Consider the following 26,597-nt stretch of genomic DNA (forward strand, 5'->3'; position numbering starts at 1 on the left):
CGCGCGCCGCCGCTTCGTCGTACGTTGACGCCCGTGAAGCCACCCGCGCCCCCGGTCGCCGCCCGCCGACCGCACACCCACCGCGAGCACGGGCTCGTGCGGCACGACCCCTACGCCTGGCTGCACGACGTGACCTCGCCGGAGGTGCTGGCGCACCTTGCTGCCGAGCGGGCCTACTACGACGCTGCCTCTGCGCATCTGCACTCCCAGGTGGTGGGGCTGGCCTCCGAGATGGTGTCCCGGGTGCCGACGGACGAGCGGTCGCCGTCGTGGGAACGCTCGAGGTTTTCCTACTACACCGAGCACTCCGCCGGTAGTGAGTACGCGGTTATTCGCCGAAGAATTCGCAGCGATAAGTCACATGGTGAGACGAAATCCGTCGCAGATCAAGATTTTACCGATGTATTCCGTAGCGGAGCGTCGCTCGACGACGAGGTCGTCCTCGACGTCGGCTCGCTCGACACCGGCAGCGGCCACCTCGAGCTCGGGCTGGCGCTGGTCAGCCCCGACGAGCGGCTGCTGGCCCACGCCGTCGACACCACCGGCGACGAGGTCTACCGGCTGCGCTTCCGCGACCTGGGCACCGGCGAGGACCTGCCCGACGAGGTGCCGCGCTGCTACTACGGGGGCGCCTGGAGCGCCGACTCCGGCGAGTTCTTCTACACCGTCCACGACGACGCCTACCGCCCCCACCAGGTCTGGCGGCACCGGCTGGGCAGCGACGTCGCCGACGACGTGCTGGTGCTCAGCGAGCCCGACGAGGCCTTCGAGCTGCACCTGCGCACCAGCCGCAGCGGCGAGCTGGTGGTCATCCTCAGCGAGAGCCGCACCACCAGCGAGACCTGGGTCGTCGAGACGAGCGACCCGGCCGGCGCCCCGCGCTCGGTCGGCGGACGGCGCCCGGGCGTGGTCTACCGCGCCGAGCACGTGCGCGGGCCGGGCGGCGGCCACCTGCTGCTGGTCACCGACGCCGGCGCCGAGGAGTTCCGGCTGGTCCGCGCCCCCGTGCCGGCCACCGCGACGGGGCAGGACCACACCAGCTGGGTGGAGGTCCGCGGCGAGGACCCGGCCGAGCGCCTCGAGCGGGTCGACGCCTTCGCGGGCCACGTGGTGCTGAGCCTGCGCACCCACGCCGAGCACCGCTTGCGCCTGCTCCCCCACGACGACCTGGCCGGGCCCGGGGTGGTGGTGGCCAGCGGGTTCGCCGGCGGCGCCGTGCACCTCGACCGCTGCACCGACTACGACGCCACGTCGATCACCGTGCACGACCGGGCCCACGTCGAGCCCAGCCGCTGGCTCGACGTCGACCTCGCCAGCGGCGAGCGGCGCCAGCTCGGGCGCCAGCAGGCTCCGGGCCACGACCCCGGCCGCTACGTCACCGAGCGCCGGCACCTCCCCTCCCCCGACGGCACCCTGGTGCCCGTCACCCTGGTGCGGCACCGGGACACCCCGCTCGACGGCACCGCGCCCGCCCTGCTCTACGCCTACGGCGCCTACGAGTACGTCTTCGAGCCCGAGTTCGACCCGGCCCTGCCCAGCCTGCTCGACCGGGGCGTGGTCTTCGCCCACGTGCACGTGCGCGGCGGCGGGGAGGGCGGGCGGCGCTGGTGGCTCGAGGGCCGGCTGGCGGCCAAGCAGCACTCCTTCACCGACCACCTCGCGGTGGCCGACGCCCTCGACGGGCTCGTCGACGGCCGCCGGCTGGCCACCCGAGGCCTCAGCGCCGGCGGGCTGCTGCAGGGCGCGGTGCTCAGCCAGCGGCCCGAGCGCTGGCGCGCGGTGGTGGCCGAGGTGCCCTTCGTCGACGTGGTCACCACCATGCTCGACGCGAGCGTCCCGCTCACGGTCAACGAGTGGGAGGAGTGGGGCGACCCGCGGCGGCGCGAGGACCACGCGTGGATGCTGGCCTGGTCGCCGTACGACAACCTGCCGCCGGCGGGGTCGCGCCCCGACCTGCTGGTCACCGGCGCGCTGCACGACCCGCGGGTGCTGGTGCACGAGCCGGCCAAGTGGGTCGCGGCGCTGCGCGAGAGCGATCCCGCGTGGGGCCCGCGCTGCCTGTTCCGCTGCGAGGTGGGCGCCGGGGCGCACTCCGGGCCCTCGGGGCGCCTGGCCCACCTGCACTACGAGGCCGAGGTCTACGCCTGGGTCCTCGACAAGCTGCTGCACGAGACGCGTGCCGAGCCCGAGGGGACCCTGCGATGACCACCAGCGTGCACGACGAGGTGCTGCGGGTCGCCCGCGACCTGATCCGGATGGACACCAGCAACGCGCCCGCCGAGGCGCTCGGGCGACCGCCCGGTGAGGAGACCCAGGCCGCGGAGTACCTGCACGACTACCTCAGCGGCCACGGCGTCGAGTGCGAGCTGGTCGCGCGCGACGAGCGGCGCGCCAACCTGGTCGCCCGCATCCCCGGCAGCGGCGAGGGGCCGTCGCTGGCCTTCGTCGGGCACACCGACGTGGTGCCGGCCGACGCCCGCGACTGGACCCACCCGCCGTTCGAGGCCGTCGTCGACGACGACGGGTGGCTGTGGGGCCGCGGCGCGATCGACATGAAGGGCGAGGTGGCCGGGCGCGCGGTCGCGATGGCGGCCCTGGCCCGCTCGGGCTTCCAGCCGCGCGGCGACCTGTGGCTGCTGGCCGTCGCCGACGAGGAGGACGGCATGTACGACGTCGGGATGCGCTGGCTGCTCGAGGCCCGCCCCGACATCCGCCCCGACCTGGCGCTCAACGAGGGCGGGGGCGAGCGGATGGTGCTCAGCGACGGCCGCGTCGTGCTGCCGGTCGGGGTCGGCGAGAAGGGCACCTACCCGGTGCGGGTCACCGCCGTCGGCGAGGCCGGGCACGCCTCCACCCCCACCATCGGCGACAACGCGGTGCCCCACCTGGGCGAGGTGCTGCGCCGCATCGGCCTCGGCACCGCCGAGCCGCAGCGCTCCCCGCTGCTCGAGCGGACCCTGGAGATCCTGCTGGGCGAGGCGCCCGGCGACCTCGGCGAGGCCCTGGCCCGCGCGGGGCGGCTGCAGCCGCTGCTGCTCGACGTGCTGCCGGCGCTGGTCGGCACCACCATGGCGCCGACCCTGGTGGGCGGCTCCTCCAAGCGCAACGTGATGCCGGCGCGCGCCTGGGTCGAGCTCGACTGCCGGATCCTGCCGGGCACCACCGAGGCCGACGTCGAGCGCGCCGTGCGGGCCCGGCTCGGCGACGACCTGCGCTACGAGCTGACCTGGCCCGAGCACCTCGTCGCCGGCAGCAGCTCGCCGGAGGAGTCGCCGCTGATCGACGCGATCGGCGCGGTGCTCGCCGAGCAGGGCGAGACCGGCAGCCTGCTGCCGCTGCTGGGCACCGGCTTCACCGACTCGGTCTACCTGCGCGCCGGCGCCGGCACGACGGCGTACGGGTTCAACCCCTACCGGGCGACCTCGGCCGAGGTGGTCGCCGAGGGCTTCCACAACGCCGACGAGCGGATCCACGTCGACGACCTGGCCCACAGCGTCGCCTTCCACGAGGCGCTCGCGCGCCGGGTGCTGGGCTGAGCGCCGCGCCGGGGCCCTCGCGGGCGTGCGGTCGGTGCGATCAGATCCGGCCACCTGTGTGGGAGAGGATGTCCCGCACGCGCTGCTTGGCGAGCTCGCAGTAGCCTCGCGCGGCCTCGCGGGCTCCCGGCTTGTCCCCTCGTTCGATGCACTCGGTGAGCTGTCTCTGGACGTCGACGAACCGCTGCGACGTGACCGGCGTCGAGCCGAAGCTGCGCGTCATCACGCTCTTGATGCTCAGTCCGCCGAAGGTGGCGGTCAGCAACGGGTTCTGCGCCAGGCCCACGAGACCTTCGTGGAACAGGTAGTTCGCGTCCAGGTAGGCGTCGAAGTCCACGAATCGGTCGCCCACCAGCTGAGCCGCCATCGCCTCGAACCGTGCGCGGAGGTCCTCGAGCGAGGCGGCCGGCACGGAGCCGACGACCGCGTCGATGACGCCCAGCTCGATCAGGAGCCGCGCATCGAACGTCTGGTCCGAGGCACGCACGTCGAAGGGCGTGATGACGTAGCCACGCTCGGGGTCGCGCCGCACCAACCCCTCGGCCGCCATCCGGGTGAGGGCGTAGAAGGCAGCGGACTCGTCCACTCCGAGGGCGAGTGCCAGCTCGCCCACCACGAGGACGTCGTCGGCGGCGTAGACCCGCGCCAGGACCTGGCGACGCGCCCGCCGGTAGACGTCGTCGTCACGGGCGAACTCGAAGCGCCCGAACCCACCGCGGAAGTAGGTGAGCGGCTGCCCGGCGGACGCCGAGGCCGAGACCACCCTGCCCAGGAAGATGGAGTGCGAGCCTCCGACGATCTTCTCCTCGACCTCGCACTCCACGTGCGCGAGCGCCTCGGTCAGCAGCGGCATGCCTCCGAGCCCGAGGTGGACGCCGACGTCGCGGTACTTGTCCCGGGCGGCCGTGGCGAACTGGTGCGCGAGGTCCCCCTGCCCCTCCGAGAGGATGTTGACCACGTAGCGGCCCGACCGCGAGACCGCGTCGCAGGTGGGGACCGCGCTGTTGATGCAGGCCAGCATCATGGGCGGGTCGGCGGACAGCGAGGTGACCGAGCTGGCCGTCATCCCGTAGCGACGGCCTCCGTGACTGGTCGTCAGGACAGTCACACCGCTCGCGAGGTGGCCCACGACGTGTCGGAAGTGCACGGGATCGACCCTCGGCAGATCAGTGGCGGCAACCTGGTTCATGGGTCGATTGAATGTCGCTGCGGCGCCGGGAGCACTGTCGGTGAGCGTGAACTTTGCACAGCGGGGCTGGCGGAGGGCGTGACGGCGCGAGGCAGATGTCTCGGCGCACGCCCCCGTGGAGGCAACCGATCACGGAAACCGGCAGATCCGGCGGAAATCTTCACGCACGCCGCCAGCGCCGCCGGGCATCGCCGTGGTCTTGACTTCTGCCGTGATCAACGCAGCAGTCATCGGCCTCGGGTGGTGGGGCCGCAAGGTCGTCGCCGACCTCGCCGACAGCCCCCACGTCAACATCGCTCTCGGGGTCGACAGCCAGGAACAGGCCCGGGCCTCGGTCGCCGTGCCCACGGCCTGCGACTACGAGTCGGCCCTGGCCGATCCGGCGATCGACGCAGTGATCCTGTGCACCCCGCACCGCGTGCACTCCGAGCAGATCGTCGCGGCCGCCGGCGCAGGCAAGCACGTCTTCTGCGAGAAGCCGCTCGCCACGACCACCGAGGAGGCCACCACCGCGATCGCAGCGGTACGGGCGGCCGGGGTGCAGCTCGGCATCGGTCACGAGCGCCGGTTCGAGCCGGCCGTCCTGGAGCTGCGAGAGCTGGTGCGCACGGGGCAGATCGGCATCCCGCTCGTCTTCGAGGGCAACTTCAGCCAGGACAAGTTCCTCCAGCTCGAGCCCGACAACTGGCGGCTCTCCAACGCCGAGGCGCCGGTCGGCCCGTTGTCGGCGACCGGCATCCATCTCGTGGACCTGGCCATCGCCCTGCTGGGCCGCCCGACCGAGGTCTCGGCGCGTCTGTCGACCCAGGCCACCACCTTCGAGAACGGCGACACCCTGACGGTGACCATGGGCTTCGAGAAGGACCGGACGGCGATGATCACCGCCGTCCTGACGACACCCTTCATCGGCCGGGTCCACGTCATCGGCTCCCAGGGCTGGGTGGAGATCCGCGATCGCGAGCACCCTGAGGACCCCCAGGGATGGGACGTCACGACCGTGCTGCGCGGCAGCAGCCCGTGCCACCGCTTCTACGAGCCGCATCCCACCGTCCGCGACAACATCGAGGCGTTCGCCAGGGCGGCCGCAGGTGGCGAGCCGTACCCTGTCTCACTCGAAGACATGCACGCCAACGTGGCAGCGTTCGAGGCGATCAGCCGATCCGCACGGAGCGGGCGGCCGGAGAACGTGGCGGCGACCTGATGGGAGGTTCGGCCATGCAGCTGAGCCGGGCGACGACGGAGACCGAGAGCATCCACCTCGACGACCGACCGGACACCGACGAGCACGATGGACCCGCGCACCCGCGCCACCCGGGTCTTGACGACCAGCTGGTCGAGGTCGCGCCGCTACCGCTGTTCGGCGACGGCGAGGAGCTCCCACCCACGCTGGCGGCGGTGGCCGAGGAGTTCGACGTCTCGACGCTGGTCGACCGCGTCGTCGAGTCGTGCCTGGCGGTGGTGTTCACCGCGCAGCAGCACGATCCCACCTTCCGAGAGCGCCTGACGGCCAGCGTGCGGCAGAACGCCTACGCCCTGCGTGACGTCGTGGCCGGCGTCTCCAGCTTCGACGAGGTCCAGCTCGACCACGTGCTGTCGTTCGCGACGGTGCAGGCGCGGCTGCGGATCCCTCAGAAGTCGATGCAGCGCTCCTACAGGGTCAGCTTCTACGTGCAGTGGCACCTGTGGGTCGCCGCGGTCCGGGAGCACGTCGTGGCCACCGGAACGACGGCCGACGAGGCGTTCACCGCTCTCCAACGGCTCACGGAGATCGTGCTGGGCTACCAGGACCACGTCGCCTCCCGGGTCGCCGAGACCTACACCCGCGACTTCGAGGCGCTGAACCGCTCCCGGGCCCACGTGCGCAGGAACCTGGTCCAGGACGTGTTGAACGAGCGCGACGCCCGGCTCTCCGCCACCGACATGGCGATCCTGGCCTACCCGTTGGAGCACCATCACGTCGCGGTGCTGCTGCCCGGAGTCGCCGAGGGCGCTGCCGACCGGATGGCCGACGGCCTGCGCAACGCAGCCCGTGCCCACCAGACGCTCGTGCACCCGACGAGCCTGACCAGCACCGTCATCTGGCTCGCCAGGATCGAGCCCTGGCACGCCGGCGCCATCGATGCCCTGTCCGCCCATCTCGACCGCCTGGGAGTGACCGCGACCATCAGCTCCGCCCTGGCAGGCACCCACGGGTTCCGCACGACGCTCGCACAGGCCCGCGACGCCGACAGGGTCCGTCTGGCATGGCGGGCGCAGGACGCCGCGCTCGCGCCGTCGATCGTGAAGTACGCCGATGCCGGGCTGGAGATCCTGCTGCTGCAGGACGACGACCTGGCCCGGACCTTCGTGGCCAGCGAGCTGGGCGAGCTGGCCACCGAGAGCGCGGAGGCGGCCCGGTTGCGCGACACGCTGGAGGCCTCGTTCCGCTTCGGCAGCCACGTGGCGGCCGCCGAGCACCTGCAGCTGCACGAGCACACCGTCCGCAACCGGCTGCACCGCGCCGAGGAGCTGCTCGGCCACAGCCTCCAGGAGCGCCGTACCGAGCTCCAGGTCGCGGTCCGTCTGGTCAGGCTGCTGGGAAGCGCAGGCTCGGAGGCCTGAACGGCCTCACAGCCCCCGGCGCTCCAGGAAGCCCTGCACCATCTCGGCGAAGGCGTGCGGCTTCTCGAGGACCGACGCGTGCCGGGCACCCGGCAGCCACTGCAGCTCACCGTCGCGGACTCCTGCCGCCAGCGCGGGCGCTGCCTGCACGAACGGCGGGGCATCAGCGTCACCGCAGACGACCAGCGTCGGCACGGTGATCTGGGAGAGCAGCGCTGTGGTGTCGGCGTCGCGCAGCACCTCACAGGTGCGCGCGTAGCCCTCCGGGTCGGTCGTGACGAACCTTCGTCTCGCCGCGGCGACCAGGTCGGCGTGCTCGCGGCGGGTGTCCTCGCCGAACCACATGTCCTGCATCGCGTCAGCCAGGACCTCCAGGCCGTCCGAGCGAGCAGCAGCGGCGCGTTCGAGCCACGACGCACGCATCGGCGCCGGGTAGGCGGCCACCGTGTCGACGAGCACGAGGCCCGCGACCCGCTCAGGGTGCTGGACGGCGAGCTGCTGTGCGACCAGACCGCCCAGGGAGATGCCGACCACCACCACGGGAGACGTCACCTCGCCGTCCAGCCACTCGTGGACCGCGGCGGCCAGGCCGGGGACCCCCGCTCGGACGTCCGGGAGCTCGGCGGAGCCGTGGCCGGGCAGGTCGGGGACGAGCAGCGGGCGTGCGAGCAGGTGGGCGCACGACGACCAGAAGCTGCTGTCCGAGCCGAGGGGGTGCAGGAGCAGCAGCGGGTTCACGGGACCTCCGGGAGGCGCGGACCGGGCGGGGCCGGGGTCTGTGCCAGGTTCATGGTCATCGCGAGGGTCGTGTAGTAGCCCATCACTCCCACCGCCTCCACGAGCTCGGCCTCCCCGAGCAGGGCGCGAGCGGCGTCGTACGTCGAGTCAGCGACACGGCCGGTCCTGGACAGCTCGTCGAGCAGGTCCCACAGCACCAGCACCTCGCGACGGCCAGCACGGGGGCGGCGGTCGTGGCCGATGTCGTCCACCGCCTGCTCCGGCAGCCCCTTCTCGAGCGCGATCGGGTGGTGGAACCACCACTCGAACTGGTTGTTCCACCGGCGCGCCACGACGAGGACCACCAGCTCGACGAGGTCGTCGTCGAGCAGGCTCTCGAAACGCAGGTACTCCCCCAGCAGCTGCAGCCGCGTCATCAGCGCAGGAGAGCGCAGCAGCGGCACCCAGTTGCCGGCCAGCTCGCCCCGCGGGCCGGACACCACACGTTCGATGGCCTGGCGCTGGGTGTCGGTGAGCTGGTCCTCGGGGACCGGCGGCATCCGGTCGTCTCGTGGTGCGTCAGGCACCTGCGGCCTCCATCTCGGGAACGACCTTGGTCGCCATCAGGTCCATCGAGCGCCGAGCGAGCCCCGGGTCGACCCAGTCCAGACCGGCATAGACGACCTCGCCGAACTCCCCCACCTCCTCGCGGAAGGCGAGGAGCTGCTCGGCCACGCTGCCGGGTGTGCCGTGGACGACCAGCGCCTCGAGCACTCCCTCCAAGGTGACCTCGTCGTCGGGCTGGTCGCGGTGGGTCTTGAACAGCTCGAGCCGCCCCAGCTTCCGCATCTTGGTCAGCATCTGGGAGTAGTAGAACCGGTAGGGGCTCGCCGGGTCGTCGATCGCGTACCTGCGCGCGGTCGCGGCGTCGTCGGCCACCAAGATCGTGCGGGCGATCCGCCAGTCGGCGGGGTCCGCGACCTGGTCGACGTCCGACTTGCCCTGGACGTAGTTGGGCCAGTGCGTCTTGACCCACTGGGGCAGCAGGAAGTTGGCCGAGAGGGGGTGGAAGTCACGCTGCCCCATCGCGATGACCCCCTTCGAGAAGGGCGCCACGACGGTCCCGACGATCTCCGGTCGAGGCTGCTGGAGCGTCTTGGGCAGCACTCCGACCCCCAGGTCGAGATCGATGGTCCGCGCCGTGCTGACCGGCCACCGGTTGTCGGGGAAGGCGATGTCGTAGGGCGGGTCGGAGGCCCAGACGGCGGTGATGACGTCGACGGACTCGGCGAACATCTTGTTGCGGTCCTCGTCGAGCAGGCCCAGCGCCTCCGCGTCCGAGGACAGCGCACCCGGGCTGATGCCCAGGATGAAACGCCCGTCGGACATGTGGTCGAACATCGCCGAGTTGGCCGCCACCAGCACCGGGTGCTGCTGCGACAGGTTCGTCGTGCCGGTCCCGAGCCTGATCTGGCTCGTCTGGTGGATCAAGGTGGCCAGGAACAACAGGCTGTTGGTGATGTTCTCGTGCTGATCGGTCAGGTGCTCGCCGATGAACGCGTCGTGGAAGCCCAACGAGTCGGCGAGCAGCACCGCCTCCCGGTCCTCGCGCAGCGTGTCCGCCCACGTCCGGCCGAGCGGGTGCAGGGGCATGGAGAAGTAGCCGAGTCTCACGATTCCTCATCTCGTCGACGGTCTGGTCCGCGACAGTCAAGAACGCGGGCCGGACCGGCGCAGTGGCGCCTCGGGTGAGATCGACGCCGTCGCGATGACGGGAGACGTCAGTGGCCACCCGGCGTCACAGCCTCCGCCAGCGCGCCGCGACAAAAATCACGAGAACCGACAGTGCACCAGCACGGCGCGGCCACCTCTAATGAGTGAGGTGAGTCACTCCGGCAACCAGCCGGCGACGAAAGGCGAGTGAAGCGTGAAGACCAAGAAGTTCGTGCAAGCACTGACAGCTTCAGCGACCCTGGTGCTCGTTGCCGCGGGATGCAGCGGCGGCTCCGAGGCGGACGGGGCCGACGGTGACGTGATCAGGTTCGCCTTCGCCCCCGACCCCGTGTGGGACCTCATGGATGACGCAGGGGTGATCGCGGAGTGGGAGGAGGAGAACGGCGTCACGATCGAGACCAGCTCGACCTGGGACGAGTTCACCTACTTCGCCGGCGGACACGGCGACATCGTGTCCATGTCGACCCAGGAGACGCCCGTGCTGGAGGCCGAGACCGGCATCAAGACGGTCACCTTCGGCAAGTACAACTACCTGCGCGTGCCGCTCTACCGGCGCGCCGGCGATCCGTACGAGACCCTGGCCGACATCCCCAAGGGCTCCAAGATCTGCGTGTCCGGACCCACGTCCAACACCACGTTCTGGACCGTGGCGGCCCAGCAGCTGCACGGTCTGGACTACCGGGTCGGGGGCGGTGACTTCGACCTCATGGTCAACGACCACTTCGTCAATCCCACCAACCTGCTGCGTGGCGACTGCGAGGCTGCAGCGGTGATCCCCGAGGCAGCGGTCCCCCAGATGCGCAAGGGGGAGCTGGAGATCATGTACGACGGCAAGCTGCCCTTCCAGCTCTACAACACCTTCGCCCCCACCGACGACGGCGAGAAGCACATCCTCGGCAACAACTTCGTGGCGACCGAGGAGTGGTTCGACGAGAACGAGGACCTGGCCGTCAAGTTCCTGGAGCTGTGGGACACCGGGATCGCGATGTGGCAGGAGCAGAAGGCCGAGACCATCGCGAAGTACCCCCAGCACTTCTCGGTCGAGTCGGACGACGACATCGCCTACATCACCGACTTCATCACCGAGGACGACCGCGACTGGTTCGTCGACACGGTCTTCCTCGACCAGGAGTGGATCGATGCCGAGACCCAGGTGTGGTCCCTGATGCACGAGCTCGACCCCGACAACGTCAACTACCTCGCCGAGGACGCACCGACGCCCCGTTTCGAGGCGCTGGGGACGTCCGACGACTGACCGCCGGCGGCGGGGCTCGCCCCGCCGCCGCACCGAGCACCACCCACCACAGGCGCACGCGGCCGAGCGGCCCTGACGCAGAGGAGACACCGTGGCGACGACAGTGGCCCCACCACCGACCAAGCAACAGCAACCGGCCACGGCCGAGGACAAGGCCCGCGACGCGCGGCGCAAGGACCGCATCGACCGTTGGCTCTGGCGCATCCTCGGCTACGTCTTCTTCCTCGGCCTCTGGGAGTACGCATCCGGGGGGCTCATGGACGAGACCCTGCTCCCGGGGCCGACCCACGTCTTCACGACGTTCCTGGAGCTGTGGGACACCGGCGCGGTGCCCGGCGCCTTCGCCACCACCCTGACCCGGATCGGGATGGGCTTCTCCATCGCCTTCGTCGTGGGCATGGTCGTGGGCGTCCTGATGCAGAACCGTTTCCTCAACGGCTTCTTCCGCGACGCGGTGACCATCGGGGTGACGACGCCGGGACTGATCTGGGCGCTCCTCACGGCGATCATCTTCGGCAACAGGACCCAGGGGCCGCTCCTCGCCATCGTGCTGACGACGTTCGCGATCATCACCGTCAACGTCGCCGAGGGGATCAAGTCCATCCCCCGCGACCTGGTCGACATGGCCAAGGCGTTCGACATCGGGGTGGTCAAGAGGAATCGTCAGATCGTCCTCCCGCACCTCGCGCCCTTCATGTTCACCGGCATCCGCTTCGGCTTCTCCATCGCGTGGAAGGTCACGGTGCTCACGGAGGTGTTCTCCTCCTCCAGCGGGATCGGCTTCGAGATGCGCACAGCCAGCCAGCTGTTCGCCCTCGACGAGTTCCTCACCTGGATCCTCGGTTTCTACGTCCTGGCGCTCTTCTTGGAGAAGGTGGTCCTCGAGCAGATCGAGCGACGCTTCTTCGGCTGGCGCACCACGATCGGAGGCGTCAAGTGAGCACCACCGCCGCACCTCGCCCGACTCGAGCCCCTGCCGGCAGCGCACGGCCACCCCGACGGCCCAGCCGGACCTCCCGCTTCCTCAAGGGCCCCACCGCCGGCCGCCTGGCGTTCCCTCTCGTCGTGCTGGCCCTGTGGTACGCCACCGTGTGGGCGTTCGAGACGATCTGGCCGTTCGCCGCTGACGTCCTGCCGACACCACAGTCCGTCCTGGGCTTCATGTGGGACGAGCTGCGGGGCGACACCGTGGCACCCAAGAACATGTACGAGACCTTCGGCATCTCGCTGCAGCGACTCGCGATCGGGATGTTCTTCGCCATGACGATCGGCACCGTCATCGGCCTGGGCATGGGCCTGTCGCGCAAGGTCGACGCCTTCTTCAACGACTGGGTGGTGGCGATCCTGGCGATGCCCAACCTGGCCTGGGCCCTGTTCTGCTCCCTCGCCTTCGGTTTCGGCGACCTGGGACCCACGGTGACGGTCGTGCTCACCGGCATCCCGTTCGTGATCATCAACGTCCGAGAAGGGGTGCGCAACGCCCCCACCGAGCTCTACGACATGTCCCGCGCGTTCGGGGTGCCCCGCAACAAGACGATCCGGCACGTGCTGCTGCCCTCGTTGATGCCGTTCATGTTCGCCGCCGGCCGCTACGCCTTCGCCCTCGGCTGGAAGGGCCTGGTCGTGGCCGAGGTCTTCGGGGGACAGGACGGCGCCGGCTGGACGATCAAGTTCTGGTACGACGCCCACCGCGCTTACGGCGTGGTCGGATACGCCTTCCTCTTCGTGATCTTCGCCCTGCTCTTCGAGAAGTTCCTCTTCGACAAGCTGTCGGACCGCATCTTCCGCTGGCGCCCGGCGGCGTCGGCCGGTGACGTCGTCGAGCAGAACTTCGACGCCTCCGCGCCAGCCACCCTCGACGCGGTCGCCGCCGGCTCCAGCACCAACAGCGCCGCCCTGGAGAGCATCAACCAGGTGACGATCGGCACCCCGTCGCAGCGAGAGGACCGCGCCGACGACAAGCCGCTCCCGCCCACTGTGAACCCCACCCAGCACCAGGACAAGACAGAGAGGCCCCACCATGGCTGAGATCCACATCTCCCACCTGCAGAAGGAGTTCGGGTTCGGGGACGACAAGGTCGTCGCCCTCAAGGACGTCAACCTCGAGATCGGCGGTCACACGTTCGTCTCGATCGTCGGTGCCTCGGGTTGCGGCAAGTCGACCCTCCTCAACATCCTCAGCGACATCGAGACGCCGACGAACGGCAGGGTCAGCATCACCCAGGACGGGCGACCGGCCAAGAAGGGGTACGTGTTCCAAGCGGCGCGCCTGCTCCCCTGGCGCTCGGTCATGGACAACCTGCTCTTCGTCCAGGACGACCGCAGCGACGCCACCCGCGCCCGGTGCCAGAAGTACCTCGACATGGTCCAGCTCGGTGACAAGAGCACCAAGTACCCCGGTGAGCTGTCCGGTGGCATGCAGCAGCGGGTCGGGATCGCTCGAGCGTTCAGCACCGAGCCCGACGTCCTGTTCATGGACGAGCCGTTCAGCCACCTGGATGCCATCACGGCCCGGTCGCTGCGCGCCGAGCTGCACCAGATGTGGAGCGAGACGGGCAAGACCGTGGTCTTCGTGACCCATGACGTCGGGGAGGCAGTGGAGCTCTCGGACCGGATCCTGGTCTTCGCCAAGGGTGGCCGGCTGATGGACGACATCCAGCTCGGTCTTCCCTTCCCCCGTGACGCCGCGGACCCGGAGGTGGCGCTCACGAAGGCCAATGTCTTCAAGACCTTCGAGGACATCGGCGCCCTCGCAGTCAGCTGACCCGGCCGTTGAACGGCCGACGACGACGTGAGGAGGGCGGGGGCGGCCCCGCCCTCCTCACCACGGCAGGGGCGGTGACCGCAACGGTCACCGCCCCACCGTCGTCAGACACACGTGTTGCGCAGCGTCCCGATGCCGTCGACACTGACCTCCACCACGTCGCCCGGGCACAGGTACTTCGGCGGATCGAAGCCGATGCCGACACCGGCCGGGGTCCCGGTCGCGATGACGTCCCCCGCCTCGAGGCGCACGTAGGCACCGATGGTGGCGACCAGGGTCGCCACGTCGAAGATCAGGTCCGCGACCGGCGCCGCCTGCCTGGGCTCGCCGTTGACGGTGGTCCGCACCCACAGCTCGCGCACGTCCGGGACCTCGTCCGCGGTCACCAGGACCGGCCCCATGGGGCAGTAGGTCGCGGCGCTCTTGCCGACGAAGAACTGCACGTGCCTGCGCTGCAGCTCCCTGACGGTGAGGTCGTTGACGATGGTGTAGCCGAAGACCTCCTGGTCGGGGCCGAGGACCACCGCGAGCTCCCCCTCGTAGTCGGAGGTGCCGGTGTCGTCAGCCGAGACCCGCACCGCATCGTCGGGTCCGACCAGGGACGACAGGGCCTTGGTGAAGATGACCGGAGCGTCGGGCACGGCCTGCTGCTGCGAGGCGTCGAACCCGCTGCCGGCGAACTCCTGCGCGTGGGCGGCATAGTTCTTCCCGACACACATGATGTTGTTGCGGGGGCGGACCGGCGCGAGCAGGCGTACCGCCCCGAGGGGCAGCCCCGAGCGGGTCGCCGCCGCGGCAGCGACCTCGTCGGCGCGCTCCGGCCAGTCGGCGATGAGCCCCTGCATCGAGCCGGGGCCGAGATCGACGACCTCACCTGCGTCGTTGAGCACGCCGAGGCGTTCGGCGCCACCCTCGGGTCGTTCGTAGGTCACCAGTCGCACAGCATCTCCTCATCGTCAGGACGGCAGCGCAACGCCGCAGCGCTCCGCCTCGTCAGTCAACCGACGCCACAACGGCGCCGGGAGCTCGATGCCGTGCTCGCACGCGTGCGCCCAGGCAGCCGCGGAGGCGTCTCCGGGCAAGCGCAGGGGCTCGCCCTCCGGGCCGTCGCTGCGACGCAGCTCGGACAGGGCCGCCTCGACGCCGCCCACAGCGTCGGCCAGCGGGCGGAAGACGTCGGCCGCGACCACCAGCAGCAGCTGGCCGGTGTTCGTCGGCGTGGCCAGGTCGACGCGGTGGTCGATGACCTCCGAGCCGAAGGCGGCGCCGTTGAGGACGCCTGCGAGCAGGCCGATCGCGATCGTGAGCCCAGCACCCTTGTAGCCGCCCATGGGGACCAGCTGTCCCTCCTCGGCGCGGCCGGGATCGGTGATCGGCTCTCCGTCCGCGCCCACCACCCATCCCTCCGGCATCGCGCGTCCGGCATCGCGGTAGGTCTTGATGGTTCCGTGCGAGGTGGCCGTCGTGGCCATGTCGAGCAGGAACGTCGACCGCTCGCCAGGCACCGCGATCGCCAGGGGGTTGGTTCCCAGCAGCGGGTTGCGCCCGCCCCACGGCGCCATGCCGTTGGCATTGGCCACCGCCAGGTAGATCCCCACCATCCCGGCCTCGGCCGCGCGCAGGGCGTACAGCCCGGCGGCCCCGGCGTGGTTGGACCTCACGGCGCCGACCACCCCGACACCCGTGGCACCGGCCTTCGCGATCGCCAGGTCGGTGACCCTGGTCATCACGACCTGACCGAGACCGTTGTCACCGTCGACCTGGGCACTGCTGGGCCGGTCGGCGAGGACCCGGATGTCCGGGTCGACGTTGATGCCACCCGCCCGGATCCTCTCCAGGTACGGCACCAACCGGATCACGCCGTGCCCGTTGCGGCCCCGGGCGTCCGCCTCGACCAGCCGTTGCGCCGTCAGTCGAGCATCGGGTCCCGGCACGCCGGCGCTCACCAGCAGGTCGCCCACCAGGCCCTCCAGCTCCGCCATCGTCATACGCACTCGAAAGGTGTCCTCTCATGAGTTCCGTCCTTGACCCCGCACAGCAGTTCGTGGACCTCTCGCCCGTCATCGCACCCACGACGGCGACCCGCCCGCAGTACCGCACCGTGGACGTCCACACCCACCTGGCCGTGCCCGCGGCCGCTGCGCTCGCGAAGCCGTGGCACCGCCCCGAGCTCGAGCCCCGAGCACGCTTCAGCTCCCCCGAGACCCTCGCCTACACAGCGGCCCTGCGCGCGACGCCCCAGTCGACCGCGCGGTTCGAGGACGCTGAGTCGCGCCTGGTCGACATGGACGCCCAGGGCATCGACACCCAGGTCCTGGCGGTCCCCCCGACCGAGTACTTCTACTGGCTGCCCGACAGCGAGGCCGTCCGCGTCTGCCGCGCCCAGCACGAGCGGCTCGCCGAGGTGGTCGCCCGGTTCCCCGGTCGCTTCGCCGCCATCGCCAACCTTCCGCTCGCCCACCCCGACCTGGCGGTGGAGATGCTGCGTGAGGCCCACGACCTCGGCATGGGCGGCTTCGAGCTGAGTGCTGACGTGATGAGAGCCGACGGCACGATCATCGAGCTCGACGACCGCAGGTACGACGAGCTCTGGTCCACGGCCACCGACCTCGCCATGACCGCCGTGCTGCACCCCCAGGGGTTCACGCACGGAGAGCGCTTCAGCGACTACTACCTGGTCAACGTGATGTGCATGCCGTTGGCCTCGACACTCGCAGTCACCCGGATGATCCTCGGCGGTGTGTGGCACCGTCACCCCGAGCTGCAGATGGTCGTGGTGCACGGTGGGGGCTACCTGCCGTTCTACGTCGCCCGCACGGACCACGCGTGGCGGCACCGCCCGGAGCTGCGGCACCACATCGACAGGGCACCCAGCGACTACCTGCGACTGCTGCACGTCGACACCAACGTCTTCGAGCCGGCCATGGTCGGCCACCTCGTGGCGCAGCAGGGCGCCGACCGCGTGCTGCTCGGCACCGACTACCCCTTCGACATGGGCACTCCGGACCCGCTGGGCTTCCTCGAGGATGCCGGCCTCACCGAGGACCAGCGTCGGCTGGTCCTCGGTGGCAACGCGCAGCGGTTGTTCCGGATCGGCTGACCCGGTCACGGCCTGGTCAGCCCCGGACCGGGCGGTCCACGTAGAGCTCGGAGAGGGCGAGACCTATCTGGTCGCGGCTCAGCGGGAGGGTGACCACCTCGTTGGTCTCGGCCGAGAGGTCGGCTGCCAGGTAGACCTCCATGACGGTCCGCGCGTGCCGCGGGTCGACCATCACCGGGCGGTCGTAGGCCACTGCCTCGAGGAAGTGCGTGGTCTCGCGCTCCATCGGCCCCGCGTACACGTGGTCGACGTACTCCCCCGGCATCGTGGACATCGGGAACTGCACCCCCCGGGCGACCGTGTTGACCACGACGTCGCGGTGGCTGGCATCGACCAGCACGGCACCCTCGGTGCCGAGCACCTCGATCCAGGTGCTGGACTGGTTGGGGTAGCCGGGGGGCAACGACATGCCGGCACCCACGGTGACCACCGTCCCGTCGTCCATGGTCACCACGACGTACTGGGTGTCGGGCACCCCGAGGGTGTCTGCCCGGACCCCCCAGGCGTTCTGGGAGTAGACCCGTACCGGGCGCCGGGGCTGCAGGCACCAGAAGGCGAAGTCCAGGTCGTGCGTGGCCTCCATCGCCGCCGGTGACAGCTTGGTGCGATTGCTGATCTTGGCGCCGAGCGAGCGCGTGATGTGGCGGCTGACCAGGATGCTGCTGACGGCGCCGAGGTCGCCCGCCTCGATCGAGCGCTTGACCATCGACTGCTTGGGGTTGAAGCGCTGCGAGTAGCCGATCGTGAACTTCAGGTCTCGTTCCTGGGCGAGCGCGATCAAGCGGTCGGCCTCGTCCAGGGTGAGCGCGATCGGCTTCTCCAGCAGCACGTGCTTGCCGGCGCTGAGGGCGGCCTCGGCCATCGGGTGGTGCAGGTTCTCGGGTGTGGCGCTGATCAGCACGGCATCGACCTGGGGGTCGGCGACGATCCGCTCCCAGTCGTTCGTGACCGAGGCCGGCTCCGTGAGCAGCGCCATCTCCTGCAGCCTGGCCTCGTCGACCTCGGCGAGGTGGAGGTCGCCCACCAAGGCGCTGCGGGCGCAGGCGACGGCACGGATCCCACCGCACCAGCCGGTGCCGATCACGCCGATGGACAGCGGCTTGCCGGGCGGGTTCACGATCGCGGTCGTCTCAGACATCGCGGGCTCCTGACGAGGGGGAGGACAGCTCGGCGAGCAGCTCCTCGGGTGTGATGGGAAGGGTGACGGCACGACCTCGCGCGGCCGACAGGTCCATGGCCATGGTCAGCAGCAGGTTGCGGTGCCCGTCGGCGGCCGAGGCGTGCGGCGTGCGGGCCCCGGTGGTCAGACGGTTGAACCACGTCATGGTCTCCTCCCGCATCGGCCCCCACAGGACCCCGTCCGAGAGGTCACCGGGCGGATAGCTGCCCACGAAGTCGATGTGTCGTGGCGCGGGTGCCTGGAACCCACGGCTGTTGTACCCGGCGGGCTGAGGGTGCTGGGAGGCCACGATCACGTCGCGGTGGGTGTCCTCGATGTCGATGACGCCCTCGGTGCCCACGATGCCGATCTCCAGGCCGTAGACAGCGCCTGGCCAGACCGCTGGCAGCGCCCAGTTGATGTTCATCGAGAACACGGTCCCGTCGTCCATCGTGAAGATGCCCAGGGTGCCGTCCTTGGTCCCCATGTCGCCCAGCGTCCGGTCGACGCTGCGGGCGTAGACCTCGACGGGCTCCTTGCCCTCCATCAACCACAGGCACATGTCGAGGCTGTGCGTGCCGGACACGACCATCGGTGTCAGGTTCGTCGTGTCGCTGACCTTGCGCAGCGTCGCCTCGGGCACCATCCGGTTCATCAGGGCTCGGGTGACCACGGTGGTCACCTCGCCGACCTGACCGTCGCGGAGGCGCTGCTTCACGGTGAGGAACCGGCGCCGGAAGCGCTGGGTGTAGCCGACGACGGCATCCACCCCGGCGGCCTCGATGGCTGCCAGCACTCGTGCGGAGTCGACGGGGTCGGTCGCCAGGGGCTTCTCGATGAACAGCGGCACGCCGAGCCCCGCGGCCTTGAGGATGGGCTCCACGTGCTCCCGCTCGTCCGTGGCGATGATCACCGCACTGACCTCGGGCCGCGCCAGCAGCTCGTCGATGTCGGTCGTGGCGAGGTCGGCGTCGGTGTCGCTCGCCAGCTGGTCGAGCGTGGCCGCATCGACGTCGCACAGACCGAGCCAGCGCACGCCCGGGTACTCGCGAGCCAGCACCGCCCGGATCCGTCCGATGGCGCCGCAGCCGATGACAGCCAGACCGATCCCGTCGCGCTGCAGCCGCGCGCCGCCATCCGTGGTCGTCATGAGAGACCCAGCAGACGGGCGGCGTTGCCACCGGCGATCAGGTCGACCTGGTCCTGCGACAGGCCGGGCGTGGCTGCGAGAAGTGCCAGCGGGTCCTCGTCGCCCATGTCGTAGGGGTAGTCGGTGCCGAGCACCACGTGGTCGGCTCCGTACTTGTCCACCAGGAACCTGAGCTGGTCGGGCTCGAAGACCATCGTGTCGAAGAAGAACTTGCGCAGGTAGTTGCCCGGGAGGTCACGCACGTCCTCGCGGACGTCCTCCCGCGCCCGCCAGCCGTGGTCGATCCGCCCTGCGTAGGCCGGCAGGTAGCCGCCGCCGTGGACGACGACGACCTTCAGGTCCGGGTGCCGCTCCATGACACCGCTGAAGATCAGGTGTGCCGTCGCCACGGTCGCCTCGTAGGCGTGGCCGATGATGTTGACGAAGTTGTGGGTCTGCAACCGTTGCGGGTGGGTGGTCCCCTGGGTGTGCACGACGACGACGAGGCCCAGCCTCTCGACCTCGGCCCAGAAGGGCTCCAGCCGCTGCGCCGATATCTCCTCGCCCTCGACGTGGGTACCGATCTCGATCCCCTTCATCCCGAGCTCGCCCGCCAGGTAGCGCAGCTCCTGGACGGCCGCCTCGGTGTCCTGCAGCGGGACCGTGCCCAGCGGCAGGAAGCGCTCGCCGTAGCGAGAGGTCGCCTCCACGAACTCCTCGTTCATCATCCGCGAGACCTTGGCGCCGGTCTCGGCGTCGGCCCAGTAGTAGTACTGGTAGACCGCTACCGCGACGGCCTGCACGTCGACGCCCATGGCGTCCATGTCCTCCAGTCGCACCTCGAGCACGTCCATCTTCGGCTTGATGTGCTCGAGCTGTCGACGGTTCACCGCCTGCGTCGTCGGGTTGCCGTGACCCAACGAGACCTTGCCCGCTGCGAGGGCGGCCTCCTTCATGAAGTCGTCGGCGAGAGAGCACTCGCGGTGGCAGTGCAGGTCGATCACGGGGCCGTCTGTGCGGCGAGCCCTGGGCATGCGGCGTCCTTCCCCGCGCCCGGCCGGTGCGGGCGACGTGCTTGGAACCCTAGGAACCGCGCGACGCGGGCCACAATGTGCCTACCCGGCAGTTCGATGGCGGGATCCGTGAGTGGCCGACGGCCGGACCGTGCCGGGTGCTGGCGTCCTGCGCCCGACCTCCCCTCAGCCGGCCCCGACGAGCAGCAGGGTGGAGACGAAGACGACGCCGGTGATCACCAGCACCACGCTGGTGTAGCCCATGATGTCGCGCACCCGCAGTCCGGCGACCGCCAGCAGCGGCACCGCCCAGAACGGCTGGATCATGTTGGTCCACTGGTCGCCGTAGGCGATGGCCATGATCACGACCGGCTGGGTGACGTCGAGCGACTCGGCGGCCGAGGCGAAGATCGGCGCCTGCAGGGCGAACTGACCGCCGCCCGAGGGCACGAAGAGGTTGAGCAGGCCCGCGGAGAGGAAGGCGAAGACGCCGAGCGTGCCGGGCGTGGCCGCGTCGACCACCCAGCTGCTCAGCATCTCGGCCAGGCCGCTGGCGGCCATCATCGCCGCGATGCCGGCGTACAGGGGGTACTGCAGCAGCACCTCGACGACCGTGCGGCCGCCGCGCGCGACCAGGGCGGCGAGCTGGCGGGCGTTGGCCACGACCAGCAGCACCAGGCACAGGAAGGTCCAGTTGACGATGTCGAGGGTCAGGTCGAAGCCGTTGTCGAGGAAGTAGACGACCAGGTAGAGGCCCAGCGCCACGCCCATCACGGCGGTGACCAGCCTCGAGGTCTCGAGCCGGTCGGCGGGCGAGCCCGCCTCCTGGGCGCCGCCGGTGCCGGCAGGCTCCTCGGACTCCTCCAGCGCGGCCTCGGGCGCGGCGCGCACGGCCTCGCCGTCGCCGGGGGCCATCAGCGGCATCGCCACGGCGATCACCAGGAGCGTCACGCCGATGGCGGCCAGGTTCCACCAGGCGAAGATGGTCTCGGAGACGGGCACGACGCCCATGTCGAGCGTCGTCGCGTAGACCCCGGTCTCGGTGGCGGCGTTGAGCGGCCCGGAGCCCGAGTAGCCCATGTGCCAGACCACGAAGCCGGTGTAGGCCGAGGCCACCAGCAGCGGGTAGTGCAGCGGCGTGCACCGCTCACGGAAGCGACGGGCGACCTCGACGGCCACGACGCCGCCGACGATGAGCCCGAGCCCGAAGCTGAGCAGCGAGGCCAGCCCGGCCACCACGGTGACGAAGGCGTACGCCGCCCGCGGCGAGCGCGGCAGCCCCGCCACCCGGGTCAGCAGCCGGTGCACCGGCGGCAGGTTGGCCAGGGTGTAGCCCAGCAGCAGCACCAGCGCGACCTGGGTCATGAAGGCCAGCAGGCCCGTGAGCCCGTCGCCCCAGGCGAGCACCAGCTCGCGCGGGCCGGTGTCGGTCAGGCTCAGCGACAGCAACGCCACCAGCAGGGTCAGGGCGACCGCGAAGACGAAGGCTCCGGGCATCCAGCGTTCGACGAAACGGCTCGCCGGACCGGCGATCTTGCGCAGCATGTGGGACCTCCCGAGAGGCCACGCCCGAGACGGCTGTGGCGTGGCTCACCCCACCGTGCCGGGCACCCCGCCGTCAAGCGCGGCGCGCGCCGGTGGCGCTCAGCGCCCCAGCAGCCCGCGCACGTACGCCGCCTGCCCGGCGTGCTGGGCGCAGTCGTCGGCCACCGAGACCAGCCGGACCCCGAGCGTGACGGGCGGGTCCCAGCGCTCGTCCACCACCCGGTCGAGGTCGGCGGCGTCCAGGCCGTGCACCCAGGGGCGCATCGCGCCGTGCACCTCGCGGAAGTAGTCGCCGAGCAGGTCGGCCGGCACCCGCACCGCGGCCACCTCGTCGCTGCTGTGGCCGAAGCCGGTGTCGGCGGGGTCGAACGGCAGCCCCAGCCGCTCGGCGTACCCCGACGCGACGTGCACCTGCTCGCGCCCGGCCGCCGCGGCGACGTGGTCGTCGTAGACGCGGGTCAGGTGCCAGACCAGCCAGCCGATGGTGTTCGCCCCCGGCCCGGGGCGGTGGGTCAGGGCGTCGACGTCGAGACCGTCGAGGACCGCCTCGACGTGCTCGGCGACGCGGTCGAGGGAGTCGGCCAACAGCTCACCAGGCGTCATGCCCCGACCGTACGTCGCCCGCAGCTCCCGTCACAGCACCTTGGAGAGGAACTCCTGGGTGCGCGCGTGCTGCGGGTCGGAGAGCACCTCGGCGGGGTCGCCCTCCTCCATGATCACGCCCTCGTCCATGAAGACGAGCTTGTCGCCGACCTCGCGGGCGAAGCCCATCTCGTGGGTCACCACCATCATCGTCATGCCCTCGGCGGCCAGCGACTTCATCACCGCGAGCACGTCGCCGACGAGCTCGGGGTCCAGGGCGCTGGTCGGCTCGTCGAAGAGCATCAGGTCGGGGTCCATCGACAGCGCCCGAGCGATGGCGACGCGCTGCTGCTGGCCGCCGGAGAGGTGCGCGGGGTAGGCGTCGGCCTTGTCCTCCAGGCCCACCCGGGCCAGGTTCTCCCGGGCCTTCTTCTCGGCTTCCGCCTTGCCGCGCTTCTTGACCCGGCGCTGGGCCAGGGTCAGGTTGGCGGTGACGGTCAGGTGCGGGAAGAGGTTGAAGGACTGGAAGACCATCCCGATGCGCGAGCGCACGTCGTTGAGGTCGGTCTCGGGGTCGGTCATGTCGACGCCCTCGACCAGCACCCTGCCCTTGGTCGGCACCTCCAGCCGGTTGACGCAGCGCAGCAGCGTCGACTTGCCCGAGCCGGAGGGTCCGATCACGCAGACCACCTCGCCGTCGTCGACGTGGAAGTCGATGCCCTTGAGGACCTCGTTGTCGCCGAACGACTTGTGCAGCTGCTGGACGTCGATCGCGTGCTCGTAGGCGGGTGTGCTCGTCACGGGTTCAGCGTCCTCTCGCGCCGCGGCGCTCCATGTAGGCCACCAGCCGCGTCAGCGGCAGGGTGACGGCCAGGTACATCAGGGCTGCGATGGTCAGCGGCGTCGAGTTGGCCACCGAGGAGACCCCGTCGCGGGCGAACGTGGTGAGCTCCTGCTGCGACAGGGTCATGCCGACGATGAACAGCAGCGAGGTGTCCTTGATCAGGATCACCAGCTCGTTGGTCAGCGGGGGGATCACGATCCGGAAGGCCTGCGGGAGCACCACCGAGATCATGGTCCAGCCCCCCGGCATGCCGAGCGAGTGGGCCGCCTCGACCTGGCCCTTGGGGACGGCCTGGATGCCGGCGCGGATCGTCTCGGCGATGTAGGCCGCCGAGACGACGATGAGGGCGATCAGGCCGGCTCCCGCGTTGCCACCGGGCGGGCGCCACTGGAAGGCGATCGGCACCGCAAAGGCGAAGGTGAAGATCACCAGCAGGGCCGGCAGGCCGCGGAAGAACTCGATGTAGGCCGTCGCGACCCATCGGTAGGGCGCCACCGGCGAGAGCTTCATCAACGCGAGGACCAGGCCGAAGACCATGCCCCCGGCGAACGCGATCGCGGTGTAGATGATCGTGTTCTTGGCCGCCACCACGACCACGTCGGGGAAGAGGTCCTTGGCGATCTCGACGTCGAAGAACGCCTCCTGGATGGCCGGCCAGTCCGCGGCCAGGACCAGCGCGGCGACGGCGGCCACGAAGATCGCGTACAGCGACCCGCGGGTGAGACGGGTCTTCGTGGTCCTCTTCACGAGGGACTCCTCAACGGTGGTCGGCTACGGACGACGACGCAGCAGCGTCAGGAGTCGGAGAAGTACTTCTCGTAGATGGTGTCGTACTCGCCGCTGTCGCGGAGCTCCTGGAGGTTCTCGTTGATGGCCGCGAGGAGGTCCTCGCTGCCCTCCTCCTTGACCGCGAAGCCGTAGGACTCGTCGGTGTCGTACTCCTCGACGATCTCGTAGGCACCGTCGTCGGTGTGGTCGAGGTTGACGGGCAGGTCCTGCAGGACCGCGGCGACGCCGCCGGAGTTCAGGGCCGCGTAGAGCTCGGCGTCGCTGGGGAAGGAGACCAGCTCGGCGCCCTCGGGCACGTTGTCCTGGGCGTACTGCGCGCCGGTGGTGCCCTGCTGCACGCCGACCTTCTGGCCGTCGAGGTCCTCGATCGAGGCGACGTCGCCGCCGGCCTCGGCCAGGAGCGACTGCTTGGAGTCGTAGTAGGGCTCGGAGAAGTCGAGGTTCTCCTCACGCTCCTCGGTGATCGTCATCGCGCTGGCGACCATGTCGCACTGCCCGGCGGCCAGGGACGCACCGCTCTGGAGGCCGTCGAAGCCGGCGTCCTTGACGACGACCTCGAGGTCCATCCCGGCCGCGATCGCGTCGACGATCTCCATGTCGAAGCCGGTGTAGCCGGTCGGCGAGGAGTCGTCGGGGTACTCGAACGGCTTGTACGGAGCGTCGGTGCACACCGTGAGCTGACCGGCGGAGCCGAGCTCGGGCTCGCCTTCGGCCGCCTCCGGCTCGTCCGAGCCGCACGCGGAGAGGCTCAGCGCGAGGGCGGTGGCCACGGACAGGGTCTTCAGTGCCTGGGACTTCACCCGAGAATCCTAACTGCGCACGAGACGAGGGTCGCGGGCGCCCGAGGGTGCGGCCGGCGTCACGGGTCAGCGCAAGGCTGCGCGCACCTCCGCCTTGGCGAGCTTGCCGGTGCCGGTCTTGGGCAGGGAGTCGACGAAGACCACCTCGTCCGGCACCCACCACCTCGCCACGGTCGGGGCGATGTGGCTCTTCACCTGCTCGGCGGTCAGCGCCGAGCCCGCTCGTCGCACGACGCACGCGACCGGGCGCTCCATCCAGCGCGGATCGGGCCGAGCGACCACCGCCACCTCGTCGACCTCCGGGTGCGACCCGATCGCCGACTCGAGCTCGGCCGAGGAGATCCACTCCCCGCCCGACTTGATCAGGTCCTTGAGGCGGTCGACCAGACGCACGGTGCCCGATGCGTCGAGCGTGGCGATGTCACCGGTGCGCAGCCACCCGTCCTCGGTGTGGCTCTCGGTCGTGGCCCGGTGCAGGTACGCCGACGCCACCCACGGCCCGGCGACCTGCAGCTCCCCCGCGCTGGCCCCGTCCCAGGGCTGTGGGGCACCGGACTCGACGTCGACGACGCGGACCCGGACCAGCGGCAGCGGCTGCCCCTGGGCGGCCAGGGCCTCCTCGCGCGAGACGGGGTCGAGGGCGTCGTGCTCGCTGCGCAGCCCCCCGACCGCTCCGACCGGGCTCACCTCCGTCATCCCCCACGAGTGGGTCAACGGCAGCCCCCAGGCCCCCTCGTAGGCCCGCGACAGGGCAGGGGCGACCGCCGACCCTCCGGCCAGCAGCAGGCGCACCGCCCCCCGTCCGGTGCCGGCCAGGCCGGGCACCAGGCTCGTCCACACGGTGGGCACGGCAGCAGCGACGGTCACCTGCTCGGAGTCCATGAGGGCCAGCAGGTGGGCGGGGTCGCTGGAGCGTCCCGGCAGGACCAGGTCGGCACCGGCGAGCAGCGCGCCGTACGGCAGCCCCCAGGCGTTGGCGTGGAACATGGGGACGATCGGCAGCACCACGTCGCGCTCGTGGAGACCGATGTAGCCCGCGAGCATCGTCCCCATCGAGTGCAGCAGCGTCGACCGGTGGCTGTAGACCACGCCCTTGGGCGGGCCGGTGGTGCCGGAGGTGTAGCAGAGCCCGGCGGCGAGGTCCTCGTCGTCGCGGGAGAAGTCGTCCTCGAAGGAGCCCGCGCGCGGCGCGGACACCGCCAGGAGGTCCTCGTAGTGGGAGATCCTGGGGTCCTGCGGGAGGTCCGCGGTCGTGCCGTCGGGCAGCACCACCCAGTGCCGCACGCCCAGGTGGCGCACTCCCGCCCACACGCCCGCGAGATGGGCCCGGTCGACGAAGACGACGTCGTCGCCGGCGTCGGCGATGACGTGCTCGAGGTGCTCGGCCGGCAGGCGGGTGTTGATCGTGTGCAGGACCCGCTTGCTGACCGGTGCGGCCGCGTAGAGCTCCAGGTGGCGGCGGTGGTTGGCGGCGAGCGTCCCCACTGTCGCGCCCTCGGGGACCTCCAGGGAGTCGAGGGCGGTGACCAGGCGGCGTACCCGCCCCGCCCAGGCCCGGAAGGTCAGCGTCTCGTCGCCGGCACTGACGATCCGCTTGTGGCCGAACATCGACTCGGCGCGCTCGACGACGTGCGCCACGCTCAGCGGTCTCGACTGCATGAGGCCGTCCATCTGCGCTGCTCCCGGGGGTCGTGGGTCGTGGGCCGACGCCCGTGCTGCTCGTCGCACCGGCGCCCGCTCAACCTAGGCGCGGCGGGGACGCCGCCAGGAGGTGTGGATGTCACACACATCGAGACTCCCGGGTGTGCGGCTGGGCTACCCTGCCGCCCGGGCCGGGCAC

Annotated in this window: 24 protein-coding genes; 9 read left to right on the top strand and 15 right to left on the bottom strand. The window is 70.7% G+C overall.

The window, feature by feature from the left end; all coding sequences use genetic code 11:
- Window positions 1–33: 33 nt before the first annotated feature.
- Both JOE61_RS09285 and JOE61_RS09290 read left to right on the top strand, forming a co-directional pair.
- A complete protein-coding gene (locus JOE61_RS09285) occupies window positions 34–2,205 on the top strand; it encodes a prolyl oligopeptidase family serine peptidase (protein ID WP_193669811.1) in 2,172 nt (723 codons plus the stop codon).
- The gene (locus JOE61_RS09290; RefSeq protein ID WP_193669812.1) at window positions 2,202–3,536 is read left to right on the top strand and encodes a M20/M25/M40 family metallo-hydrolase; all 1,335 of its coding nucleotides are present in this window, start codon (window positions 2,202–2,204) and stop codon (window positions 3,534–3,536) included. Before JOE61_RS09285 ends, JOE61_RS09290 begins: the two co-directional genes overlap by 4 nt.
- 40 nt (window positions 3,537–3,576) lie before the next feature.
- On the opposite strand, the gene JOE61_RS09295 is transcribed toward JOE61_RS09290, so the two are convergent.
- A complete protein-coding gene (locus JOE61_RS09295) occupies window positions 3,577–4,725 on the bottom strand; it encodes a flavin reductase (protein WP_193669813.1) in 1,149 nt (382 codons plus the stop codon).
- Between the two features lie 211 nt (window positions 4,726–4,936).
- On the opposite strand from JOE61_RS09295, the gene JOE61_RS09300 reads away from it, so the two are divergent.
- Together JOE61_RS09300 and JOE61_RS09305 are read left to right on the top strand one after the other, a co-directional pair.
- The gene (locus tag JOE61_RS09300) at window positions 4,937–5,926 is read left to right on the top strand and encodes a Gfo/Idh/MocA family protein (protein WP_193669814.1); all 990 of its coding nucleotides are present in this window, start codon (window positions 4,937–4,939) and stop codon (window positions 5,924–5,926) included.
- A gap of 14 nt (window positions 5,927–5,940) precedes the next feature.
- Window positions 5,941–7,326 (top strand): PucR family transcriptional regulator, encoded by a 1,386-nt coding sequence (locus JOE61_RS09305; RefSeq protein WP_193669815.1) that lies wholly within the window; start codon window positions 5,941–5,943, stop codon window positions 7,324–7,326.
- 6 nt (window positions 7,327–7,332) lie between these two features.
- Here the strand turns inward: JOE61_RS09305 and JOE61_RS09310 are convergent, their stop codons facing one another.
- Genes JOE61_RS09310 through JOE61_RS09320 form a run of 3 tightly spaced genes read right to left on the bottom strand, consistent with a single transcriptional unit; the run spans window position 7,333 to window position 9,717 of the window.
- Window positions 7,333–8,064, bottom strand: a complete 732-nt coding sequence (locus tag JOE61_RS09310) for an alpha/beta fold hydrolase (protein ID WP_193669816.1) — start codon at window positions 8,062–8,064, stop codon at window positions 7,333–7,335.
- Window positions 8,061–8,630, bottom strand: a complete 570-nt coding sequence (locus tag JOE61_RS09315; RefSeq protein ID WP_193669817.1) for a carboxymuconolactone decarboxylase family protein — start codon at window positions 8,628–8,630, stop codon at window positions 8,061–8,063. The genes JOE61_RS09310 and JOE61_RS09315 overlap by 4 nt, the downstream gene beginning before the upstream one ends.
- Window positions 8,623–9,717, bottom strand: a complete 1,095-nt coding sequence (locus JOE61_RS09320; protein ID WP_193669818.1) for an LLM class flavin-dependent oxidoreductase — start codon at window positions 9,715–9,717, stop codon at window positions 8,623–8,625. Before JOE61_RS09320 ends, JOE61_RS09315 begins: the two co-directional genes overlap by 8 nt.
- 253 nt (window positions 9,718–9,970) lie before the next feature.
- Between JOE61_RS09320 and JOE61_RS09325 the strand changes: the two genes are divergently transcribed.
- The 4 genes from JOE61_RS09325 to JOE61_RS09340 all read left to right on the top strand — a co-directional run bounded on the left by JOE61_RS09325 (window position 9,971) and on the right by JOE61_RS09340 (window position 13,796).
- The gene (locus JOE61_RS09325; RefSeq protein ID WP_193669819.1) at window positions 9,971–11,032 is read left to right on the top strand and encodes an ABC transporter substrate-binding protein; all 1,062 of its coding nucleotides are present in this window, start codon (window positions 9,971–9,973) and stop codon (window positions 11,030–11,032) included.
- Window positions 11,033–11,123: 91 nt separating this feature from the next.
- The gene (locus tag JOE61_RS22465) at window positions 11,124–11,972 is read left to right on the top strand and encodes an ABC transporter permease (protein ID WP_193669820.1); all 849 of its coding nucleotides are present in this window, start codon (window positions 11,124–11,126) and stop codon (window positions 11,970–11,972) included.
- 125 nt (window positions 11,973–12,097) lie between these two features.
- Complete coding sequence (locus JOE61_RS09335) at window positions 12,098–13,060, top strand: ABC transporter permease (RefSeq protein ID WP_193669821.1); 963 nt, start codon at window positions 12,098–12,100, stop codon at window positions 13,058–13,060.
- Complete coding sequence (locus JOE61_RS09340; RefSeq protein ID WP_193669822.1) at window positions 13,053–13,796, top strand: ABC transporter ATP-binding protein; 744 nt, start codon at window positions 13,053–13,055, stop codon at window positions 13,794–13,796. Before JOE61_RS09335 ends, JOE61_RS09340 begins: the two co-directional genes overlap by 8 nt.
- 104 nt (window positions 13,797–13,900) lie before the next feature.
- Here the strand turns inward: JOE61_RS09340 and JOE61_RS09345 are convergent, their stop codons facing one another.
- On the bottom strand, window positions 13,901–14,728 hold the full coding sequence (locus JOE61_RS09345; RefSeq protein ID WP_204797197.1) for a fumarylacetoacetate hydrolase family protein: 828 nt from the start codon (window positions 14,726–14,728) through the stop codon (window positions 13,901–13,903).
- Between the two features lie 24 nt (window positions 14,729–14,752).
- On the bottom strand, window positions 14,753–15,778 hold the full coding sequence (locus tag JOE61_RS09350) for an Ldh family oxidoreductase (RefSeq protein ID WP_193669824.1): 1,026 nt from the start codon (window positions 15,776–15,778) through the stop codon (window positions 14,753–14,755).
- 29 nt (window positions 15,779–15,807) lie between these two features.
- Between JOE61_RS09350 and JOE61_RS09355 the strand changes: the two genes are divergently transcribed.
- Window positions 15,808–16,896, top strand: a complete 1,089-nt coding sequence (locus JOE61_RS09355) for an amidohydrolase family protein (protein ID WP_193669825.1) — start codon at window positions 15,808–15,810, stop codon at window positions 16,894–16,896.
- Between the two features lie 16 nt (window positions 16,897–16,912).
- Here the strand turns inward: JOE61_RS09355 and JOE61_RS09360 are convergent, their stop codons facing one another.
- The 9 genes from JOE61_RS09360 to JOE61_RS09400 all read right to left on the bottom strand — a co-directional run bounded on the left by JOE61_RS09360 (window position 16,913) and on the right by JOE61_RS09400 (window position 26,428).
- Window positions 16,913–18,034, bottom strand: a complete 1,122-nt coding sequence (locus tag JOE61_RS09360; RefSeq protein WP_193669826.1) for a Gfo/Idh/MocA family protein — start codon at window positions 18,032–18,034, stop codon at window positions 16,913–16,915.
- Window positions 18,027–19,205, bottom strand: a complete 1,179-nt coding sequence (locus JOE61_RS09365) for a Gfo/Idh/MocA family protein (protein WP_193669827.1) — start codon at window positions 19,203–19,205, stop codon at window positions 18,027–18,029. The genes JOE61_RS09360 and JOE61_RS09365 overlap by 8 nt, the downstream gene beginning before the upstream one ends.
- The gene (locus JOE61_RS09370) at window positions 19,202–20,188 is read right to left on the bottom strand and encodes an amidohydrolase family protein (RefSeq protein WP_193669828.1); all 987 of its coding nucleotides are present in this window, start codon (window positions 20,186–20,188) and stop codon (window positions 19,202–19,204) included. Before JOE61_RS09370 ends, JOE61_RS09365 begins: the two co-directional genes overlap by 4 nt.
- A gap of 195 nt (window positions 20,189–20,383) precedes the next feature.
- On the bottom strand, window positions 20,384–21,742 hold the full coding sequence (locus tag JOE61_RS09375; RefSeq protein WP_193669829.1) for a short-chain fatty acid transporter: 1,359 nt from the start codon (window positions 21,740–21,742) through the stop codon (window positions 20,384–20,386).
- Window positions 21,743–21,841: 99 nt separating this feature from the next.
- The gene (locus JOE61_RS09380; protein WP_193669830.1) at window positions 21,842–22,345 is read right to left on the bottom strand and encodes a mycothiol transferase; all 504 of its coding nucleotides are present in this window, start codon (window positions 22,343–22,345) and stop codon (window positions 21,842–21,844) included.
- A 30-nt stretch (window positions 22,346–22,375) separates the two neighbouring features.
- A complete protein-coding gene (locus JOE61_RS09385; protein ID WP_307822901.1) occupies window positions 22,376–23,125 on the bottom strand; it encodes an amino acid ABC transporter ATP-binding protein in 750 nt (249 codons plus the stop codon).
- Between the two features lie 4 nt (window positions 23,126–23,129).
- Window positions 23,130–23,915 carry an amino acid ABC transporter permease gene (locus JOE61_RS09390; protein ID WP_193669831.1) on the bottom strand — a complete coding sequence of 262 codons (786 nt, stop codon included), beginning with the start codon at window positions 23,913–23,915 and terminating at the stop codon, window positions 23,130–23,132.
- Window positions 23,916–23,962: 47 nt separating this feature from the next.
- On the bottom strand, window positions 23,963–24,757 hold the full coding sequence (locus JOE61_RS09395) for a transporter substrate-binding domain-containing protein (RefSeq protein ID WP_193669832.1): 795 nt from the start codon (window positions 24,755–24,757) through the stop codon (window positions 23,963–23,965).
- A gap of 66 nt (window positions 24,758–24,823) precedes the next feature.
- Window positions 24,824–26,428, bottom strand: coding sequence for a long-chain-fatty-acid--CoA ligase (locus JOE61_RS09400; RefSeq protein WP_193669833.1), 1,605 nt, complete (start codon window positions 26,426–26,428; stop codon window positions 24,824–24,826).
- Window positions 26,429–26,597: the final 169 nt, after the last annotated feature.

This window comes from Nocardioides salarius (assembly GCF_016907435.1).
Classification (GTDB): Bacteria; Actinomycetota; Actinomycetes; order Propionibacteriales; family Nocardioidaceae; genus Nocardioides; species Nocardioides salarius.

Bases quoted from the DNA above. Each gene is read 5' to 3' on its own strand.
- JOE61_RS09295 (WP_193669813.1), bottom strand. From the start codon at position 4,725: ATGAACCAGGTTGCCGCCACTGATCTGCCGAGGGTCGATCCCGTGCAC.
- JOE61_RS09355 (WP_193669825.1), top strand. From the start codon at position 15,808: ATGAGTTCCGTCCTTGACCCCGCACAGCAGTTCGTGGACCTCTCGCCC.
- JOE61_RS09340 (WP_193669822.1), top strand. From the start codon at position 13,053: ATGGCTGAGATCCACATCTCCCACCTGCAGAAGGAGTTCGGGTTCGGG.
- JOE61_RS09365 (WP_193669827.1), bottom strand. From the start codon at position 19,205: ATGACGACCACGGATGGCGGCGCGCGGCTGCAGCGCGACGGGATCGGT.
- JOE61_RS09305 (WP_193669815.1), top strand. From the start codon at position 5,941: ATGCAGCTGAGCCGGGCGACGACGGAGACCGAGAGCATCCACCTCGAC.
- JOE61_RS09350 (WP_193669824.1), bottom strand. From the start codon at position 15,778: ATGGCGGAGCTGGAGGGCCTGGTGGGCGACCTGCTGGTGAGCGCCGGC.
- JOE61_RS09400 (WP_193669833.1), bottom strand. From the start codon at position 26,428: ATGGACGGCCTCATGCAGTCGAGACCGCTGAGCGTGGCGCACGTCGTC.
- JOE61_RS09360 (WP_193669826.1), bottom strand. From the start codon at position 18,034: ATGTCTGAGACGACCGCGATCGTGAACCCGCCCGGCAAGCCGCTGTCC.
- JOE61_RS09380 (WP_193669830.1), bottom strand. From the start codon at position 22,345: ATGACGCCTGGTGAGCTGTTGGCCGACTCCCTCGACCGCGTCGCCGAG.
- JOE61_RS09290 (WP_193669812.1), top strand. From the start codon at position 2,202: ATGACCACCAGCGTGCACGACGAGGTGCTGCGGGTCGCCCGCGACCTG.
- JOE61_RS09375 (WP_193669829.1), bottom strand. From the start codon at position 21,742: ATGCTGCGCAAGATCGCCGGTCCGGCGAGCCGTTTCGTCGAACGCTGG.